14 protein-coding genes are annotated in these 20,380 nt (G+C 59.3%); 7 read left to right on the top strand and 7 right to left on the bottom strand.

Going from position 1 to position 20,380, the window contains the following annotated elements; genetic code table 11:
• Positions 1-15: 15 nt before the first annotated feature.
• On the bottom strand, positions 16-2,004 hold the full coding sequence (gene ftsH / locus CRI94_RS07715) for an ATP-dependent zinc metalloprotease FtsH (protein WP_098075096.1): 1,989 nt from the start codon (positions 2,002-2,004) through the stop codon (positions 16-18).
• 556 nt (positions 2,005-2,560) lie between these two features.
• Here ftsH and CRI94_RS07710 point away from each other — a divergent pair.
• The 5 genes from CRI94_RS07710 to CRI94_RS07690 all read left to right on the top strand — a co-directional run bounded on the left by CRI94_RS07710 (position 2,561) and on the right by CRI94_RS07690 (position 9,868).
• Positions 2,561-4,540, top strand: a complete 1,980-nt coding sequence (locus tag CRI94_RS07710; RefSeq protein WP_098075095.1) for an AMP-binding protein — start codon at positions 2,561-2,563, stop codon at positions 4,538-4,540.
• Between the two features lie 128 nt (positions 4,541-4,668).
• A complete protein-coding gene (locus tag CRI94_RS07705; protein ID WP_098075094.1) occupies positions 4,669-5,829 on the top strand; it encodes a carboxypeptidase-like regulatory domain-containing protein in 1,161 nt (386 codons plus the stop codon).
• Positions 5,830-6,091: 262 nt separating this feature from the next.
• Positions 6,092-7,294 (top strand): carboxypeptidase-like regulatory domain-containing protein, encoded by a 1,203-nt coding sequence (locus CRI94_RS07700; RefSeq protein ID WP_179862200.1) that lies wholly within the window; start codon positions 6,092-6,094, stop codon positions 7,292-7,294.
• Positions 7,295-7,468: 174 nt separating this feature from the next.
• A complete protein-coding gene (locus CRI94_RS07695; protein WP_098075092.1) occupies positions 7,469-8,689 on the top strand; it encodes a carboxypeptidase-like regulatory domain-containing protein in 1,221 nt (406 codons plus the stop codon).
• Between the two features lie 162 nt (positions 8,690-8,851).
• Positions 8,852-9,868 carry a class I SAM-dependent methyltransferase gene (locus tag CRI94_RS07690; protein ID WP_098075091.1) on the top strand — a complete coding sequence of 339 codons (1,017 nt, stop codon included), beginning with the start codon at positions 8,852-8,854 and terminating at the stop codon, positions 9,866-9,868.
• 8 nt (positions 9,869-9,876) lie between these two features.
• Here the strand turns inward: CRI94_RS07690 and CRI94_RS07685 are convergent, their stop codons facing one another.
• A complete protein-coding gene (locus CRI94_RS07685) occupies positions 9,877-10,254 on the bottom strand; it encodes a YraN family protein (RefSeq protein WP_098075090.1) in 378 nt (125 codons plus the stop codon).
• Positions 10,255-10,312: 58 nt separating this feature from the next.
• Complete coding sequence (locus tag CRI94_RS07680) at positions 10,313-10,972, bottom strand: GbsR/MarR family transcriptional regulator (RefSeq protein WP_245846115.1); 660 nt, start codon at positions 10,970-10,972, stop codon at positions 10,313-10,315.
• Between the two features lie 359 nt (positions 10,973-11,331).
• On the opposite strand from CRI94_RS07680, the gene CRI94_RS07675 reads away from it, so the two are divergent.
• Positions 11,332-12,198, top strand: coding sequence for an SAM hydrolase/SAM-dependent halogenase family protein (locus CRI94_RS07675; protein ID WP_098075089.1), 867 nt, complete (start codon positions 11,332-11,334; stop codon positions 12,196-12,198).
• Between the two features lie 44 nt (positions 12,199-12,242).
• Complete coding sequence (locus CRI94_RS07670; RefSeq protein ID WP_098075088.1) at positions 12,243-13,499, top strand: hypothetical protein; 1,257 nt, start codon at positions 12,243-12,245, stop codon at positions 13,497-13,499.
• Between the two features lie 151 nt (positions 13,500-13,650).
• Here CRI94_RS07670 and CRI94_RS07665 read toward each other — a convergent pair whose 3' ends face one another.
• From CRI94_RS07665 to secD, 4 genes are all read right to left on the bottom strand, one after another.
• Complete coding sequence (locus CRI94_RS07665; protein WP_098075087.1) at positions 13,651-15,063, bottom strand: sensor histidine kinase; 1,413 nt, start codon at positions 15,061-15,063, stop codon at positions 13,651-13,653.
• 570 nt (positions 15,064-15,633) lie between these two features.
• Positions 15,634-16,956 carry an adenylosuccinate synthase gene (locus CRI94_RS07660; RefSeq protein WP_098075086.1) on the bottom strand — a complete coding sequence of 441 codons (1,323 nt, stop codon included), beginning with the start codon at positions 16,954-16,956 and terminating at the stop codon, positions 15,634-15,636.
• 97 nt (positions 16,957-17,053) lie between these two features.
• Complete coding sequence (gene secF / locus CRI94_RS07655; protein WP_098075085.1) at positions 17,054-17,965, bottom strand: protein translocase subunit SecF; 912 nt, start codon at positions 17,963-17,965, stop codon at positions 17,054-17,056.
• Between the two features lie 150 nt (positions 17,966-18,115).
• Positions 18,116-20,146: a protein translocase subunit SecD gene (secD, locus tag CRI94_RS07650; protein WP_245846114.1), complete on the bottom strand. Its 2,031-nt coding sequence runs from the start codon at positions 20,144-20,146 to the stop codon at positions 18,116-18,118.
• Between the last annotated feature and the right edge of the window lie 234 nt (positions 20,147-20,380).

Here is a 20,380-nt window from a genome sequence, read left to right as displayed (position 1 = left end):
TTTTGTTGTGCGACCTTAGCTTTCGTCTCGCGTCTCATTCGACGACGCGTCCGACCCAGATTCCCCTCCGGTCGAATGCCGCCCGTCGACACGTGAGGATTGCGTCTGATCCTCGCCTGCCGTTCCGTTCGTAAGCACATCATCGAATGAATCGGCGTTACCGTTCACGAGCTTCAGCACATCCGAACCCGGCACAACCTCTCGTTCGATGAGAAGATCGGCAAGTTTATCGAACGCTTCCTGGTTATCGCGGAGCGTGTCGATGGCGCGCTGGAAGGCATTCTCCGAAATCGCGCGGATCTCATCGTCGACCTGACGGGCCGTATCGTCGCTGTAATTCTTCCCTTTGGCAAGCTCTTCGCCGAGGAAAACACGCCCCTGGTTGTCGCCCAGAGCGATGTGGCGGAATTGTTCGCCCATGCCCCAGTCGAGGACCATCTTGCGCGCCATCTGCCGGACCTGTTTCAAGTCGTTCTCAGCCCCGGATGTTGCCGTGTCGAAGATCAGTTCTTCCGCAGCCCGGCCGCCCATGACGACGGCGAGTCGATCCAGCAGGTACTCGCGTCGGTACAAGTATTTCTCCTTCTCGGGCATCTGCTGTGTGACGCCCATCGCCTGGCCACGCGGCACAATCGTCACTTTGTGAATTGGGTCGGCGTAGGGCAAGACGGCGGCGACAATAGCGTGCCCGGCCTCGTGGTAGGCAAGCAGCTTCTTCTCCTCGTCGTCGATGACCATGCCCTCGCGCTTCAGGCCCATGATCACCTTGTCCCGCGCCTCCTCGATATCCTCTCGTTCGATCTGCTCGCGGTCGAATCTGGCGGCGAGGAGAGCAGCCTCATTGAGAAGGTTTTCCAAATCGGCACCACTGAATCCGGGCGTACTCCCGGCAATCACCTCCAGGTCGATCTCGTCCGACAGCGGCTTGTTGCGCGCGTGGATCTCCAGGATTTGCTTCCGCGCCTGCTTCGTCGGAAGCGGCACCGTGATCTGCCGGTCGAAACGTCCCGGGCGAGTCAGTGCGGAGTCGAGAATGTCCGGACGGTTCGTAGCCGCCATGACGACAATGCCCTGATTCTCCTCGAAGCCGTCAAGCTCAGAAAGCAGCTGGTTCAAGGTCTGCTCCCGTTCGTCGTGGCCCCCACCGAGGCCGGCCCCACGCTGGCGCCCGATCGAGTCAAGCTCATCGATAAAGATGATCGCCGGACTGTTCTCCTTGGCGTCCTCAAACATATCGCGGACGCGAGAAGCCCCGACACCAACGAACATTTCCATGAAGTCGGATCCGCTAACGCTGAAGAACGGAGCATCGGCTTCACCTGCGACGGCCCGAGCAAGAAGCGTTTTACCGGTTCCAGGCGGTCCGACGAGGAGAACGCCCTTCGGCACCTTCCCGCCAAGCCGCTCGAACCGTTCCGGGTTCTTCAGGAATTTGATGATCTCGCGCATTTCCTCCTTGGCGCTCTCCGCACCTGCCACGTCGTCGAACGTGGTATCCTCTTCCCCCTTGTCGAACAACTTGGCCTTACTCTTACGCACGGAAAATAGGCCCTGTCCCTGCGACTGCATCCGCCGGAGGAAGAAATACCCGACTCCGAATAGGAGCAGGATGGGCAGAAGCCCCATGATGACGAGCGTCCACGGGAAATCCGACTGAGGCTCTGTCACGACCTGTACGTTATTCGCCTCGAGCAGCTCCATGAGCTTCTCGTCGCCGAAGGACGGCAAATACGTCACGAACGATTGGTACGAGGTCGAATCGCCCTCAGCGGTCGCCGTCTTCGACTCATTGACCAGGTCGCCGACGACGCGTTGCCCCTGCACCGTCACCTGGTCAACATTCCCAGTGCGTACCTCCTGTCGAAACTCGGAGTAGCTTACCTCCTGCGCCCCGACGGTCGGGCCAGTAAACTGTTGGTACGCAAAGAGCGCGAGTAGAATACCCGCGATAATGAAAATAATCATGTTGCCACGACCACCACTGCTCTCGCGTGGTCCCGGCATTTTTGGGCGGTCGTTATCGTTAGAAGGTCCTTCAGGGTGTTCTCGATCAGCCACGTTCGGTACAGCGTTGTGGGGATGATATGGAGGAGCGCCGTTGTCAACTGTATGATGCGGACCGACGCTTCGCCGCATTCATGAGTCCGGTTCCGCTGTGCGAAGAGATCGCACTGCAATTTGACCGGCCTCTACGTGCGGACAATCGCAAAGTCAATCCATCATACCGGTGTCTTCGGACATTGTGTCTTGCAGGAGCGCCGGGATTCGCCGATTCGTTGCCAAAGGTATGAATTTGCTGCCGATCTGACGGTGCGTTACACAAACGTTCCCTCTCCTACCCGCTCGAATCCATCGAGAAACCCGCCTTCAATCCCGCCCATCGGCACGGTGAATCCGCTGGCCCGCCGGTTCAATGCCAGTCGCATAAAATGACATCCCGCACGGTGTGGGGGCGTTTGCTACCGTCAACGATTCGCCCGTATCATACACAGATGGAGCACCGTCTGTCGTGCGGCGCTCGCCTTCACCTTCACCTGGCTCAATCCCCGCTCGTCAGTTCATGTCTGAAACCGCTTCCACGTCTACCTCCGCTTTTCCTTTCGGCCAAGAAATCGTCTGGGAACCCGATCCCGAAGCGGTGGCCAACTCGAACCTGAAGGCGTTCATGGATGCACACGGAATCGATAGCTACGAGGATCTGCAGCGCCGGTCCACGGACGATGTAGCCTGGTTCTGGGACGCCGTGCTGGACGACCTCGGCATCGAGTTTTACAAGGACTACGACGACATCGTCGACCTGTCCGACGGCATCCAGTTTCCCGAGTGGTGCGTCGGCGGCGAGATGAACATCGTCCACAACCTGCTGGACAAGTGGCAGGATACGGACGTCGAAGATCGCGTCGCGCTCCGCTACGAAGCAGAGGACGGGAGCACCGTCAGTCTCACCTACGGCGCACTCAACCATCGCGTGTGCCAGTGCGCGAATGCTCTTCGCTCGATGGGACTCGGAAAGGGCGACCGGATCGGGCTCTTCATGCCGATGACGCCGGAGATCGTGATCGCCTTCCTCGCGATCGTGAAGATCGGTGGGGTCCTCTGCCCCCTCTTCAGCGGATACGGAGCCGGCGCCGTCGCAACGCGCCTCAAAGGGGCTGGAGCGAAGGCGCTCTTCACGGCGGACGGCTTCACGCGACGCGGCAAACCAATTCACCTCAAGGAAACAGCCGACGAGGCGCTCGAACAGTGCCCCACCGTCGAGCACGTCATCGTCCATCCTCACCTCGGCCGCGATGACACGCCAATGACGGAAGGCCGCGACATGTACTGGTCCGATGCGATGCAGGGCCATAGTGGAACGGCTGAAACAGAGCGCACGGCAGCCGAAGACATGGTGATGATCATCTACACCAGTGGGACGACGGGTGCCCCGAAAGGCGCGGTCCACACACACTGCGGCTTCCCGATCAAGGGAGCGCAGGACATGTATCACGCGATGGACTTGAAGCCCGGCGAAACCATGTATTGGATGAGCGACATGGGCTGGATGATGGGGCCGTGGCTCGTCTTCGGGACGCTCGCAATTGGCGCGACGATGGTCCTCTACGACGGTGCTCCGGACTACCCCGCCCCCGACCGCCTGTGGCAGCTCGTCGAAGACCACGAGGTCACCCATCTTGGCATCTCTCCAACGCTAATCCGCGCCCTCAAAACGTACGGCAGCGACCCGGTAGAGTCCCATGATCTATCCAGTCTCCGAGCGGTCGGATCGACGGGGAGCCCGTGGGATCCGGAGTCGTGGCAATGGTGCTTTAATACGGTGCTAAACGGTAAAAAGCCCATTCTGAACTATTCAGGGGGTACGGAAATTTCCGGTGGCATCCTTTGCGGAAACCTATTCAAGCCCCTGAAGCCCGGCGCCTTCTCCGGTCCCGTCCCCGGCATGGCGGCCGACGTCGTCAATCCCTCTGGGGAATCCGTTCGCGGGGAAGTCGGCGAGCTGGTCATTCGGAAGCCGTGGATCGGCATGACGCGCAGCTTCTGGCAGGACGACCAGCGATATCTCGACACCTACTGGCGACGCTTCGAGGATACGTGGGTCCACGGCGACTTTGCCGCCATCGACGAGGACGACCTGTGGTACATCCTCGGCCGCTCAGACGACACGATCAATGTCGCCGGGAAGCGGCTCGGACCGGCCGAGGTCGAAGCCCTGTTGAACGCGCACGATGCTGTGGCTGAAAGCGCCGTCATCGGCGTACCGCACGAAGTCAAAGGAAGCGAAGTGGTCGCTTTCGTCGTTCTCCGCCCGGGCGAGACCGCCGACGATGACTTGCGCGACGAACTCATGCAGCAGGTGGTCGCCGAACTCGGCAAACCGCTGCGTCCGCGGGAGATTCTGTTCACCGACGCCCTTCCGAAAACGCGAAACGCGAAGGTCATGCGCCGACTCATCCGCGACGCTTATCTCGGAAAAGATCTCGGCGACACGTCCAGTCTCGAGGATCCGGGTACAATTACCGCGATCCAGCAGGCGAAGTAATCCGGCGTGCGATCTGCACATGTGATACACCGGTTACGGCCATAGCTCGTTTTTGAGGTTGCCGTACGAAATCGCCGTGCACGGACGTTAGAACGTGCGTGCCACCCGTTTCCTCAATTGCCGCCCCCATGACGCGTCTTTTCTCCGTCGTTCTCGTCGTTCTTACCCTTTTCGCGGCCGCTGACGTACAGGCCCAGCCGCAGACACCCAGCGGTCGTGCAGTGCTGACTGGTGTCGTCACCGATGCCGAAACCGGCGATCCGCTGCAGGATGTCAACGTCTTCATCGCAGAAAGCATGACCGGTACGGCCACCGACGCAAACGGCCGGTACCGCATCGAACGCGTTCCGCTCGGTGCCCACCGCCTCTACGTGTCCAGCATCGGGTATGAGTCCGCCGCTCGCAACCTGAATCTGCGTGAGGCTCGGGTATACAACGTCGACTTTGCGCTTCAGGTCACGGTGCTCGAAGAAGAAGGCGTCACCGTTGAAGCAGAGCGCGATGAGAAATGGCAGGAGCGCTACGCGAAGTTCCAGCGACTCTTTATCGGCGAGACGCCGAATGCAAAGCAGACAGAGATCCAGAACCCGGAAGTCCTTCGGTTCGACGGTGGCGTCGGCTCGCTGGAAGCCTACTCTGTCGAACCTCTTGTTATCATTAACAGGGCACTGGGATATCGCGTCGAGTACTTCCTGGAAGAGTTCGTCGCAACCCCCGGCCGCACGCGGTACAACGGCGAGCCGCTGTTTTCCGAACTCGAGGGCTCCGTGGACGAGCGAGAGCAATGGGCCGAAGCGCGTCGCAGAGCGTTCTACGGTTCGTTTCACCATCTGATGCTCGCCATGCTCGCGAATAACATCGAGCAGCATGGCTTCAAACTGTACATGCGTCCATCGTCCGGCGGCAACTTTGGCTCCGACAGCGGTCCACTGGGGGGAGGTAGCTTGATCTCAGGCGGCCAGCGCTATCCGACGACCGTCGACGACATCATGAAGGACGGCGAAGTCGCAACAGAACGGGTGCTCGACTTCAACGGCGTGGCCGAAGTCATCTATCTCGGAGAAAAGGAGACGGAGGCGTATACAACGTGGCTCAATGAATACGCGTCGAGCGACGCGATCCGCCGCAATGCGCCCAAGTTTCAGACCTCGCAGTTCTGGCTCGAACGGGGTCCGGCCACGATCGACTACAAGGGCGACATTGTCGATCCATACGGCGTCACCGTTTCCGGCTTTTTCGCCTTTGAACGCGTTGCAGATCAGGTACCGAAGGAATATCGGCCGCAGTAGCACCGGTCAACCCATCGCTGTGGACATCGGGATGGATGTACCAGAGCCCGAAACCTACCTATTATGAACTCCATCCCATCGTATCATATTCGGCCCGAAGGACACAAATGGAATTCGTCTTTACTCTTCCTTAATATATTGTGCGACGATTATAAACAGGTAGGAGAAAAACATGCGTTTCGCGACGACTTCTTGTGTCAACACCCCACAGCCATCTGAGTCATTGCGAATACGCACACGTGTTTCCACGGCCGGCGTCCTCATGCTCCTGATCGTGAGCATGTTCTCCAGCGTCCACGCGCAGAACACGATGTCAGGTGAGGAGGAAGGGGATGATCCGAACCGTCTCACGCTTTTCGGCACTGTTACGAATGCAAAAACGGACGCTCCTCTTCCCGGTGCGCACGTCTTCGTTGCCGGAACCATGATTGGTACCGTCACGAACGAAAACGGAGAATATCGACTTGGCAACGTCCCTCGCGGGGCGTCTCGCGTGCACGTGTCGATGATGGGATTTAAGTCTCGCGTCTTCGAGCTCTTTATGAGGCGTAGCGACGCCGTTCGTTACGACTTCTCACTCAACGAAGATGTGGTTAATGCGGAGGGCGTCGTCGTCAGCGCCGAGCGCGACAAAGATTGGGTCGACAATGTCGAGAAGTTCGAAGAAATGTTTTTCGGCCCGTCCCAATGGGCGAAAGACTGTCACATCACAAACCCGGAGGTTCTCCGCTTTGAGACGACCTGGTGGGGAAAATTTGACGTGAGGGCCGTCAAGCCCATCGTTATCGAGAATCGTGCACTCGGCTACAAGATTGAATACTTCCTGAGAGGATTCGACGCCGATCATCGGCTCTTGCGTTGGAAGGGAGAACCACTCTTTTCCGAACTGACCCCCTCGTCTCCTGAGGAAGCCCGTCGCTGGGAACGGAATCGTTTGCGCGCTTACCACGGGTCGTTACGCCACTTTCTCCGGTCGCTGCTTCGCGATCGAGTCATGGAAGAGCGATTCCACATGTTTCAACTTCCAACCCGGGGCGAGAGAGAAAGCAAACACTTCGGCGCCAATCCCCGGTCTGTCGATCGCGATGACATCCTCTACGTCGACGCCGACTCGGTCTACCGGTTAAAAATCCCGGGCACTCTCCGCGTCATCTACGACGGCGCACAGGAAACAAAAGCGTTCGCCGACTACGAAAACGGAGATCAGCAACCCGACAACGTACAGTCCTCGGAAATTCGGCTCGAACAAGCGTCCGTACGCATCGGGCGAACCGGCCGTGTCGAATCTCCATACGCCTTAACGGTTGACGGTTATTTCGCCTTTCATCGGACGGCAGGGTTTCTACCTTTCGAGTACGTGCCGGATGATGAGTCCCTGTTCATTGGAGACGAAACAGCATTGATGCCCCAGGTTACAGAACGCATAGACGCCCTATCGCGTCCGGGCGTTTCCGCATCACGGTAGACTGCTGGATTCGTGCACCGGGATGCTAAAGAGAGGGAGACACCATGAGTCCATGGTAGACTCCCTCTTTTTGTTTTCGATCGACCTGCCGGCCGCGAGAGTATCAGCAACCAATCCGTCTTCAATGCATATTAACACAAAACGATATATGAACCACCGGACGGTCCCGTCCCGATGCCCGATCGTCTGTCATTTCTCTACACATCCCTCGCCTCCCTCCTCATAGGATGGCTGACGATCGGTGCCCTCGCTCAGTCGGCCGTTGGTCAGGGCGCAACGGACGTTACCCTGACGGGCATTGTCGTGGACCGGGCCACCGGATCGCCGCTCCCCGGAGCGCACGTGTTTATCGCGCAGTCGATGAATGGCACCACGACCGGTCTGGACGGCCGCTTCACCCTCAACGACGTTAGGCGCGGAGCGAAACGTCTTTATGCTTCCATGCTGGGCTATGAACCGCAGCATGTAGACCTGTTTCTGCGAGAGGACACAACCCTCACGTTCGCCTTTCGTCTTCCGCCCCGCGTGATCGAAAGCCCGGGGGTACTCGTAGAAGCCGAACGCGACCCAGAGTGGCATAAACGACTCGAACGATTCCAGCGCCTTTTTCTCGGGTCATCGGAGTGGGCGAGCGAGTGCCGGATCCAAAATCCGGAGGTTTTGCGATTCACCTCGCGCTGGTGGGGAAAGTTTACGGCGCAGGCTGCCGAGCCGCTCGTCATCGAAAATCGCGCGCTCGGCTATCGCGTCAAGTATTTTCTGGAGGAGTTCGAAGCAAGCGGTGGCGTGATCCGCTGGGACGGCGAACCTCTTTTCGCACCCATCACGGCCTCAAGCATCGAGGAGGCGGATCGGTGGCGCACAAACCGCCGGCAGGCGTATCTCGGCTCCTTTCGCCATTTTCTACGAGCCCTTCTCGACGACCGACTCGAAGAGGAAGACTTCGAGATCTATCGACTCCCACGGGCCAGTATGTTCTCCAGTCCCCACCGCGCGGATCGCTTTCACGCCGACCGGGACGACATCCTGTCGGTCAACGGAAATAACGTCACGGAGCTCGACTTTCACGGCCGACTCGAGGTGGTATATCGGGGTGAACCCGAAAGCCGCAATTATCGCGCGTGGCGACGTGAAATGCGTGCGCCCTCTCGCGTTCAAACCTCACTGATCGAACTCAACGATCCCCCGGTGCGCGTAGATCGGCACGGCAAGATCGTCGAGCCCTACGGAGCGACCGTCTACCAATACTTCGCCTTCGAGCGTCTGGCCGAACTGATTCCGCTCGATTACGAGCCGGGCAAAGAGGTGACATACGTCGGCATCGATGCTGAAACGGATGTCCACCTTCAGACGCTTCCGCCACCCGACCTCAAGCATCTTCAACCCCGTAACTGACCGTCTCAGCTATTTCGGCAAAGATGTGGTACCGACCAGGCAAACGTCGGCATCCTTGAGCTATTACAGCCATCGTCTCCAAGCAGGGTATCAAGGGCACAAACGTGAAGGTCTCTCGTAGAGCATGTATCCAACCCGTTACGCCTTGTCTTGTCTTGCGCCATGGAAGTTTCGACCGCCAGCCGGATCCCGCTCGAGCAAACTGGTACAACACAGCATTACCGCTACGATACCCGGACTACCCCTCCTGATGTCTTTGAGGATCTGTCTGCAACGGAATGGAACCGTCTGACGTGGTCTGATCTGGGACGGCCGTATTTGGTGGACAACTACTCCTCGGAGCGCGAGAAATGGGAGAACCGACACGGCGAAGACATGCCGGTCGAAGTCCAGTGGGAGCATTTCAACCGCCGCTTCCACTCCCTCTTTATGGAGGATCCGGACGAAGCGACCGTACGTGCCCGGCAGGATCTCATGGAGCACCTCAAAGAGGCCGATCTCCATGGTGCCGTGGAGGTCGTACGGGATCTAATGCAGACGAAGATCTGGAATTACGTACACCGCGTGCAGGATGCGGTGTGGGATCCGCGGGGCAAACGAGCGCTTTTCGAGGGCCTCGATGTCGAGAAGCCCAACATCCTGTTTCTCGGGGCGGCGGACGGATATGAAGCCATGCAACTGCTTGCCATGTACCCGGGCGGACACGCCGTCCTCGTTGACTACGACGAATTTTGCAAAACCGACCGGTTCGGCAATTTCCCAGAGGCTTATCCCTTTCTGGGACATAACCCGGCGACCGGCTCTCACACGGTCTATCACCGCGAAGACTTCGACATTGACTTCGTGGTCAGTGACATCCGGGATCTCGACTACGGAAAGGAATTCGACATCGTCATCAGCGTCGGTCTCATCGAACACTTTCCCGATGAGTACAAACCGCTCGTCTTCGATTTCCACCGCCGCTTCCTCAAGCCTGGCGGCTACGCCATCATGACGACACCGCGGCGACAACTTCGCTCCAAGCTCTTTTACGTCGCCATGGGTAATCTGATGAACTACGGGTACCGCGAATTGATGGATGCCCGCCAGCTCGGCTTGTACGCGTATGAAAATGGCTTCGACATCAAACGCGCCGGTTACATCAAAGCGCACAATGGTTTAGTGACACAGAAACGTTGAGGCGGAGACTACGCCTTGAACGCATCGGTATAGTGCGTGACGTCCGGCTCGTCGCCCTGGTTGAGCAGAACGCCGACGACATCGAACCGGGCGGGCGACCCCTCCAGTTGACGCTCATAAAGATATGCCTTTGCGACGCCCACAATGCGGGAGCGCTTGTCCTCATCCACCGCTTCATCGGGGGCACCGAAATTAAGACTCGACCGCGTTTTCACCTCGACGAACACGATCTCGCCTCTCCCCTTCCGAGCGTGCGGGTCAAAACAGACCAAATCCACTTCGTTGCGCTCGAACCGATAGTTCGAGTCCATGATCGTGTAGCCTTGCTCCTCCAGGTGGTCTGCGGCAATGGCCTCGCCGCGATCACCGATCGCTTTTGTGCTCATGAAAGACGGGATACAGAGAGGGTTTAAAGAGGACAAAATGGGACCGTCGTCACGGAAATCACCCGCGGGTGTCCGGGTCTGCGTCAGTCATCGTCAGTGCGAACGTCATCATGCGCTTGATCGCCGGAACGTTCTGCCGGCGAACGTGCGGTAGCAATGCCTTCGAGAAGGACTCGAATACCTCTACCAGTTCGATCAGGTCCTGCAATCGAACATACATCTCCTGCTCGTCGGCCGGTCGGTCGTCGAGCCTCTCGTCTTCCCGGACGAGATGTTTTGCACAGGCCTGAAGCTGTTCTTTGACTGGTCGGATCTCGCGCCGCTCGCGCTCACGTATGATCTGAGCCGTCGCCTCCCAGAGATCTTTTTCCGCGACGTAGAAGTCCTTTCGCGAACCCGTCTGCCGTGTTTTACGAACAATATTCCACTCGACGAGCGATCGTAGATTCATGTTCGCATTTCCCCGACTAATGTCGAGGCGCTCCATGATCGCGTCGGTGTGTTGCGGTGAGCCGCTGAGGTAGAGCAGGGCGTAGATCTGGGCCATCGTCCGATTGATGCCCCAGTTGGATGCCATCTCTCCCCAGAAACCGACGATTTGCTCCATGGCGTATTCCTTCCGGGCCACACCGTCTTCCATTGCAGACGGATCATCCGTACTGGAGGAGCGCTCGCTCGGGGAGGAGCCGTTTCGTGATGTAACCGTGGAATCTGGCATGGGCGGACGAACCCGAAAGCGCGGACCGAGACCTACTCTAGGTGTGTCGCATAAAAACGTACTCCTGCGCCCCCGCATCTTGTTTCCCCGGCTGGCGTCATACCGTTTGCATCCGACCTGTCTCTTCGTACTTTTGACGATGCTGTACGAAGGGATATTTTCCTTCCGGATCTTGCCGGATGCCTGACAAAGGATTTCTCCGATAGCGCCAACACCACCATGCTGAACTCGGGCATGGACGTGCCGTTGGGATTGAACACCGGTCCCTCCGTGTCGACAATCACGGTTGGACAATCGTTTTCTAGCTGACGTTTTGTACGTAGCCTTCGACTCTCTCCTGCACCTGCCGCTGTGCTTACATGATCACCCTCACTACCGACTTCGGCACGAGCGACGGATACGTCGCTGCCATGAAAGGCGTCATGCTGTCGATCCATCCCGAGGCACGACTGGTGGACGTCACCCATCAGATTGAACCTCAGGACGTGATGGAGGCCGCGTTTGTGCTCCGTACAACGGTCCCATATTTTCCAAGCGGAACGGTACATCTGGTGGTGGTCGACCCCGGTGTGGGAACGGACCGGCGCGCCGTCGCCGTACGGTCCGGCAAACAGTGGTTCGTTGGGCCCGACAACGGCGTCTTCCCGCTCGTGATGGACGATGCCGAGCCGGATGAGATTCTGGAGCTCGATCAGCCGGAGGTCTGGCGCTCCGACGCCCCCAGCACCACTTTCCACGGGCGGGACATCTTTGCGCCCGTTGCGGCGCATCTTGATACGGGACGCGACCCATCCGATATCGGCACGCCCGTCGAGGGCCTCCGCCCCCTACGGTGGGCCATGCCGATCACCGATTCGCATAGCGTGCAGGGGTACGTCGCCCACGTCGATCGGTTTGGCAACTGCATCACCAACATCCGTCGCCAGACGCTCGTGCGCACCGGCCTGAACGATGAGAACGCCAATCCGGCCGATGAAGCGCAGCACACGGGCGACACGATCTCGATCGACGATCTGCCGGCCCTCAAAGCGTACGTCGGCAACGCCGTCATCCGCGATCTACACCGCACCTACGGCGCCGTCGCCGACGGCGACCCGCTTCTCCTCTTCGGCAGTTCAGGATTTCTCGAGGTCGCAGTGAATGCCGGGAGTGCCGCGGAGCTGCTCAACATTCGGAAGGGCGACTCGATTAAGGTGGTCTTCCAAAACGACGCAGCAGCCGGGTAACCGTCCAACCGAATCGCTCCGCTTCCTGTCTCTTCCCGCGACGCATGTCTGACCGACTGCCCCTCACGCAGCACATCGACACCCTCTATCCAATCGCCCGCGTGCTCGTTGGCGACAAGACGGCTCCGCGCCTGATTCGCGAGACGTACCGACGGGCGAGTTCTACACCGGTCGAGGAACGGCCGGATGATGTTGAAGCATGGTTGGTACAACTGATTCTCGAGGTCCGTGCCGGTGAAGGCACCATGCCCGTCGCGGATGATGCGAACGTACGGGAAGCCGCTGACAAGCCGTCGCTCGCCGACACGCGCGGATTTCGGCACGAAGTCGCACGCGGAGTGGCGGAACGCGCTCTACCAGTCGCTCTCGCGGCCTGCAGCGAACAGGAGCGCGCCCTGCTGACGCTGTACGTCTCTGGCACGCGTACGAACGACGTTCTCGCTCCGATCGCAAAAACAATCGCGTCAGACATCGAGACGGCGCTGGATGAAGCGTACGGCGAGTTGCGTGCCGCGCTTCGCGATATCCTCTCCGGGCCCGAGCGCATGCTCATCGACACGGCGCTACCCGACGCTCGTCTCGAGGAGGTACTGACCGCCTACGTGACCGACACATACCATCCAGCACCCGCACGTCTGCGATCCGAAGTTGCTGCACTCGTCCGGCGGGAAGCTGCTCGTCTTCGAGGGGAGGAACCGGACGCTGATTCGCTCAGAAAGGACAGGGAACGCCGCATTTCCGTCCACCTCCGCCGCACGGGCCTCGCGCTCTTGATCCTCACGGTGATAGGTGCAGCCGCATACGGCGCAGCCACCTGGCTGACACCGACGCCAACTTCAGACCCTCCTCCCGCGTCGGTATCGCTGACGGAGTTTTCCGCGCACCAGGTGAGTGGCGTTGAACCCCTTGTGCGGTCCAGCGACCCGGATTCCATCGCAGCCGTGATCGGGAATCGATTCAACCGAAGCGTACAAATACCAACAATCGACGGGGCACGCGTGACGAGTATCGGAGCGCTTACCGTCGACTCCGCGACGGTCCCGGTGATCTTGTACACCGATACCACAACCACATCCAGCATTACGACCTACGTTTACAGTTACGCGCTGATCGACCGAGTCGAACGCATCGACAAACTGGACGACGACCTCGCGAGGGGACTCGACACGGCCGATAGTCTTATCTCCCGTCGGGTCGACGACACTCAGATCTCACTTTGGCGGCATCGAGACGATATCTTCGTCGCCGTGACACCAGCAGCGGTGGACTCGCTGGCCAAACGTATCCGCCCTACTCCGTAGGCCGGTCGACATCGTATCAGAATGGATGTGCTCCCTTGTCTGACACATCCTGAACGGCGACGATATCCCGGTTTTTGTGGCAGGCCGAGCGTCTCTACATCACCGGCGCTGCCACGCGGGCTTGGTCGTGCCCGGGTTGAATCAACCAATCCTAGCTCGCACGCGGAATCTCGACGCGAAACGTGGATCCCTCGCCGGGGACGGATTCCATCAGGCGAATCGCCCCGCCGTGGTACTCCTCCACGACCCGACGCGCCAGGCTTAACCCGAGTCCCCAGCCTCGTTTCTTTGTGCTAAAACCGGGTCGGAAAATGTTGCGCCACTCCCGTCGATCGATGCCGCAGCCCGTGTCTCGGACGTCAATATTGATATATTCCCCGTCGTCAAAACCGGTGATTTCAATCTCTCCCTCCTCCTCCATCGCGTCCAGGGCGTTCTTCAGAAGGTTCTCGATCACCCAGGCGAAGAGTTCTTCGTTCACGCGGGCCACCACCGGATGCGGAATATCGACCTTGATCGTCACGCGCCGGCCCCGCTGAGGTGCACGACGACGAATGTAGTCTGCCGTCTGTTCGATGATTGGCCCCAGATCTCGCTCTTCCAGCTTCGGCATCGACCCGATGTCCGAAAACCGGGCGGCCACGCGGTTGAGCCGCTGCACGTCCTTATCGATCTCCTCCACCGCCTCCATCCGCTGCTCCTCGTCCAGATCGGGCAGCCGGAGAATCTCGGTCCACCCCATCAGGCTCGAGATCGGTGTGCCGAGCTGGTGCGCCGCCTCGCGCGCCATCCCGACCCACAGGTTGCTCTGCTCGCTTCGGCGCACGTAGGAGAAACCGACGTACCCAACGGCGATGAACAACCCGACGAAGATGAGCTGGATGTAGGGAAACCAGCGGAGCTCTTTGACGAGGGAGGATTCGTCGTAATGAACGTACTGCGTAAGCTTCGCTCCATCGGCGGCCTCCACGCCGGAAAGATCGATTCGTATCGGGATCGGCTCGTACGTCGCGTCCATCTCGCGGCGCATCCGCTTCAGCTTTTGCACGGCCCGAGCGGAGTCAGATGCAGATAAACCGTCGAGCGACTCCGGCACATCCACATTTCGCCAGAAGAGAGGCTCCTGGCGCAGCGAGTCCGTGATAATGGCTGGAATCGAAAATGGATTGGGCTCCAGGATCTCGTTCAGAATGAAGTTGAGTTCCCCGGTCGGAGGCATCGTTTCCGCCCAGGCAACGGCTTCTCGCAATCGTGCTGCATCGTCTGGCGACAACGCTCGCACCGTACCGCCTGCTGTATTTACGCTCGTTCCAACCGTGCCAGCAGACGCAGCCTGCAGGTACGCCTCGAGTGAGCTGAGCTCCTGCTGATACGGATTGGTCGTTCGCTGCTGCGCCTGCGCCACCTGCGCCTGTGCATCGGCCCAGAGCTGGATCACGGACTGTTCGCGGTCCCGAAGACGATCTACGAGGCGCTGCGTGTACGCGAGAGAGGCAAGCGCAATGAGACCGGCGAAAACGATCAGGCCCAGCTTCAACCGGACCGAGAGACGGTATGCTTTCATGTTGGGAATCTACACGAACAAGAACGGAGGCATCCAACGATACCGTGCACGCTGCGACGCGGAAGACGATCCGATTAGAGGTGTGGAAGGATGGACGGGTCGACGTATGAAAGTGTGGACGTGCGGAGGTGTGGACGTGCGGAGGGGCTAACGAAAGTTTGGGAGTTTGAGAGCGTGAGAGCACGAACTCGCGAATAGAACCCTGATAATCTGCGCGGGGAATGGCTCGAAAAATGAAACGACAGAGGGGTCACGTTCCCGGTACAACAGAAGGTTATTTGTTGGAACGAATGCATTGGACACCTAGCGCGCCATGCACGATACCTTAGCAGTATGATCGGGGCGAGGAGCGACCGTCGGGAGGTCCATACGGTTGGATAGCCGAATCCTGTCTGCCGAACAGGTTTTTGAAGGTCCGAACTGATTGAGCCACCGTCGCACGGCCGTGCGACGCTGGTTTGCCTCGAAGTCTATGAACCCTGAACCCTGAACCCTGAACCAAACAAACGAACGCCGCCCCGGAGACTCAACGTCCGGAGCGGCGCTTTTGCATCACGTGGTGCTGATGAATCAGGCCGGATTGCGCTCGGGTGCCTGAATAATCTGCTGGCGCTTCGGACCGTTCGAGATCATGCTCACGCGCACGCCGATCTCTTCCTGCACGAAGTCCAGGTAATCGCGGGCTTCGGTCGGGAGGTCATTGAACGAGCGAACGCCCGTGATATCTTCATCCCAGCCCGGGAGCGTTTCGTACACGGGTTCGATCTTCTCCAGTGTGTGCGCCTCACTCGGGAAACGGCGTGTCTCCTTGCCATTGTAGCGGTAGGCGACGCATACCTTGAGTTCATCGAAGCCGCTCAGAACGTCGAGCTTGGTGATGGTGAGCTCGTTGAAGCCGTTGATCATCGCCGTGTAGCGCAGAGCGACGAGATCGAGCCAGCCGCAGCGACGCGGACGGCCCGTCGTAGCGCCGAATTCTGCACCGATCTTACGCAGGCGCTTGCCGGCGTCATCGAAGAGCTCCGTCGGGAAGGGTCCGTTTCCGACACGCGTGCAGTACGCTTTGGCGATCCCAATGACGCGATCGACGGCCGTCGGCGGCACGCCAAGTCCCGTGCAGCAACCGCCCGCCGTGGGATGGCTCGACGTGACGTACGGGTACGAGCCAAAGTCGACGTCCAGAAGCGATCCCTGGGCGCCTTCCGCGAGGACGTGCTTGCCCTGCGCAAGCTGCTTGTTCAGGTATTCCGACGTATCGGTGACGTACTCGTCGATGAGCTGGTCAAACTCGACGTACTTCTCGACGATCTGGTCGACGTCGAGCGCCTCCGCATCGTGAACGTGTTGGAGAATCTGGTTTTTCTCCTGGATTGAACGGCGAAGCTTTTTCCGCAGAACGTCGCGGTCAAGGAGATCAACGACCCGAATGCCCGTTCGGGCGAACTTGTCGGTGTACGACGGACCGATGCCGCGGCCGGTGGTACCAATCGCGTCATCCCCGTCGTCCGACGTCCGAGCCTTCTCGCGGGCGGCCTCAATCGCCTTATGATACGGCATGATGAGGTGTGCATTGTGCGAGATCTTCAGGCGTCCCTCGACGTCGACGCCGAGCTCCTGAATCTTGTCGATCTCGTCCATCACGGCCTCCGGGTCCAGCACGACGCCGTTGCCAATGACACAGGTGACGCCCTGATGGAAAATGCCGCTGGGTACGAGGTGGAGCACGAACTCTTCGTCCTCGCCATCCTCATTCTCCCATACGATGGTGTGACCGGCGTTCGCTCCGCCCTGATAGCGGGCGACGACGTCGGCGTCATTCTGACTGAGCAGGTCGACGATCTTGCCTTTTCCTTCGTCGCCCCACTGGCTTCCAATTACAATGGAGACCGGCATAAAGTGGGTGTCGTTCGTTTAGATAGAATAGAAGTGCGCAGGTTGTCACAACCGTGCGGGGACGATGACGCGTCAGCGCATCGCCCCCGGCAGATCGTTACGCGGCGGCTTTCTCAATTCGGTGGCGCAGCTCAACAAGCACCGGCGACGCCACGAAGATGGACGAGTACGTACCGATGATCACACCGACGATCAGTGCAAAGGAGAAGCCTTTCAGCACCTCTCCCCCGAAGAAGAAGAGGATGGTGACCACAATCAGCGTCGTCGTCGACGTGACGACCGTACGACTGAGCGTGTTGTTGATGGACCGGTTGACGATCACATCGAATTTCTCCGTCTTCAACATGTTGGAGACTTCACGCACGCGGTCGAACACGACCACCGTATCGTTCAGCGAGTAACCAACAATCGTCAGGAACGCGGCAATCACCGACTGATCGAGCTGGAGAGAGAATGGCACCAGTCCCGCGAGGATCGAAAAGAGTCCGAGTGTAATCGTGACATCGTGCACGAGAGCAGCCACCGCGCCCATGCTGTATCGCCACTCGAATCGGATGAGAATGTAGAGGAAGATGATCGCGAGCGCCCCCATGACGGCGTACAACGCGCCGCGTTTCAGTTCTTCAGCGAAGCGTGGACCAACATTGTCGGTTTTCACGATCTGCGGTTGGGCACCGGCGAACTCACTTTCGATCGTCGAAATGACGAGCTCTTCAGCTTCGGTCGTCGCCAACTCCGTTGACGTACGAACGAGGAGACCGGTTTCACCGAAGGTCTTCACCTCCGGATCCGACCCGAGGGGGGCTGCGAGGGCAGCGCGAACATCGGTGGCCTCAAGGCCCTCGACGTTCTCAACGACGATCTCGATACCCCCACGGAAGTCAATGCCCATCTGCAGGCCTCGCGTGGAAAGAGAGCCAATGCTCAGCAACAGCAGAATGCTGGAGATGATGTAGCCAATCCGGCGGTTCGGAATGAACGAGTAACTTGCTTCTTCAAATATGCGCATGTGAGTCAGGATTGTGCTCCATGGTGGAGCGGGTTCTCGACACGGGGTGTGCAGCCGCGCGTCGGGATGCAACGGATGAAGGTGTGCGGATCAGCCAGCAGCTCATCCCCGGTCCGCATGAGCAGACCGGGGATGAGTCTGGCCCGTGCGTCAGCCGTAGCTGACCTTCATCTGCCGCTCCAGAATCATGTAGTCGAAGATGAGGCGCGTGACCACGATGGCGGTGAACAACGACGACAGGATACCGGCCATCAGCGTGACGGCGAAGCCCTGGATGGGGCCGACGCCGAAGGAATACAGAATCACGCCGACAAAAAACGTCGTGATGTTCGCGTCGAGAATGGCGCTGAGCGCTTTCTCATATCCCGAAGACACAGAGGCTCGAAGCGTCTTGCCTGCATTCTGCTCCTCCCGAATACGGTCGAAGATCAGCACGTTAGCGTCGACGGCCATACCGATCGTAAGCACGATACCTGCGATCCCGGGGAGCGTCAGCGTGGCATTGAAGCCGGCCAACACACCGAAGATGAGGATCACGTTCAAGAGAAGCGCCACATCGGCGACGATACCGGCGGTCCGGTAGTACATGATCATGAACAGCGCAACGAGGAGCAGCCCGACCACGACGGAGATGAATCCTGCGCGGATCGAGGCTTCACCGAGGCTCGGCCCAACGGTCCGCTCTTCGACGATGTCGACCGGCGCCGGCAGGGCACCAGACTTCAGCACCGTAACGATGTCCTGCGCCTCCTGGCGCGACTCGAGACCCGTAATCGATGTCCGACCGCCGGCAATCTTCTCGTTGATATTCGGCCATGAGACCACGTAGCGGTCCAGCACGATCGAAACCTGTTTGCCAACGTTGGCACCGGTGATGCGAGACCAGATCCGCGCACCTTCGGCGTTCATCGTCATCGATACGCTGGGCTCGTTCGTCTGCTGGCTGAACTCAACCGACGCGTCGACAACCACGTCTCCCGTGAGTTCGGCCTGTCGCTTCACGCCGAGCAAACTGTAGATCTCTTGCCCGTTCTGCGTGGATGCGACCGGTGCCGCCGACCACAGAAGTTCGATATCGCCGGGGATGATTCGCGCAGCTCCGGGGTCCGCCATCAGACTGTTGATCGTGGAGGTATCCTGCGCCGTCGCCCAGGCGATCGTAACCGGACGTCCCTGCGGCAGGAACTGCTGCACCGCTTCCACGAGCGGGTTACTCGGGCCAGCGGCGTCGCTGCCGGTATCCGGCCCGGTGAGCGACGTACCCTGCTCCGATGTGTCCGCTTCGGTCAACTGCGTGCCATCGGTGAGAGCCGTGCCTTCTTCAGACGCACCATCGGCGGCAGCCGCGGTGTCCACCGTCGACGTTTGTGCAGCGGCGAGAGCGCTATCCGACGGTTCGTAATACTGAATGAGACGCTGGGCGACCTGCTGCAGGCGAGCGGGCTCCGCCATCAGGCGAAACTCCAGCTGTGCCGTCCCCTTCAGCAGCTCGCGAATACGATCCGGGTCGTCGATCCCCGGAAGCTCCACGACAATCTGGCGGTCGTCCTTCCGCTGAATCGACGGCTCGGTCACGCCGTAGCGGTCAACACGATTACGGACGATCTCCATGCCTCGCGTGACGGCCTCATCGGCCTGATCGCGAAGCCACGAGACGACCTGATCGTTCTCCGAGCGACGTGTGATTCCATCGTCCTCATCGCGGAAGTAGCGCGAGAGGCGAATGTTCGGATCGCGCTCCTCCATTTCCTGAACGAACGCGGTGACGACCGGAGTCTCTGCGGCCTCCGAGCGATCGATGGCCTCTTTCAGTGCAGCGTCGAACGTGGAGTCGCGGTTCGTGGCGAGCTGACCGATCAGCTGGCCCGTTTGCACCTCGAGCGTAACGTGCATGCCGCCGAGCAGGTCGAGACCGAGCTTAAGCGACTCCGACCGAGCCTGCTGAATGTTCTGGCGATTCTCGTCCATGTAGGCGGCCTGCTCCTCCGCCGTCATGTCGCTCATCTTCTGCGAATAGTAGAACGACTGAAAACTTGGGAAGAGCGACCACAGGCAAAGCCCGAGGAAGGCGATGGTGGTGAATACTTTGAATCCGTTACCCTTCATGAGCGTGGGGTTGTTCGTAAAATGGCGTGGGAGGTCGGGTACAGTTGCACCGAGACGCACCTGGGCAATGGACACAGACGTCCATCATATCGCGGGTGCCGGGCAAACTGTAGCGGACGTTCCCGGAAATGTGTTTGGGAGGACGTGTCGACTTCTCCGCTCGCACGAATCGAGACGTGCACCTCGATGAAAGGTGAAGAGCACGCTCGACAGGACGCCATTCAAACAACCGCACGCAGGTCAAAGGGTGCGTGCAGGAGGATGACGTACTCGCCCACGGATTCTGCGAACCAGAACCGAGGCTTCGAG

The organism is Longibacter salinarum, assembly GCF_002554795.1.
In the GTDB taxonomy this organism is placed as follows: domain Bacteria; phylum Bacteroidota; class Rhodothermia; order Rhodothermales; family Salinibacteraceae; genus Longibacter; species Longibacter salinarum.
This window is presented reverse-complemented; position numbering and strand designations above follow the sequence as displayed.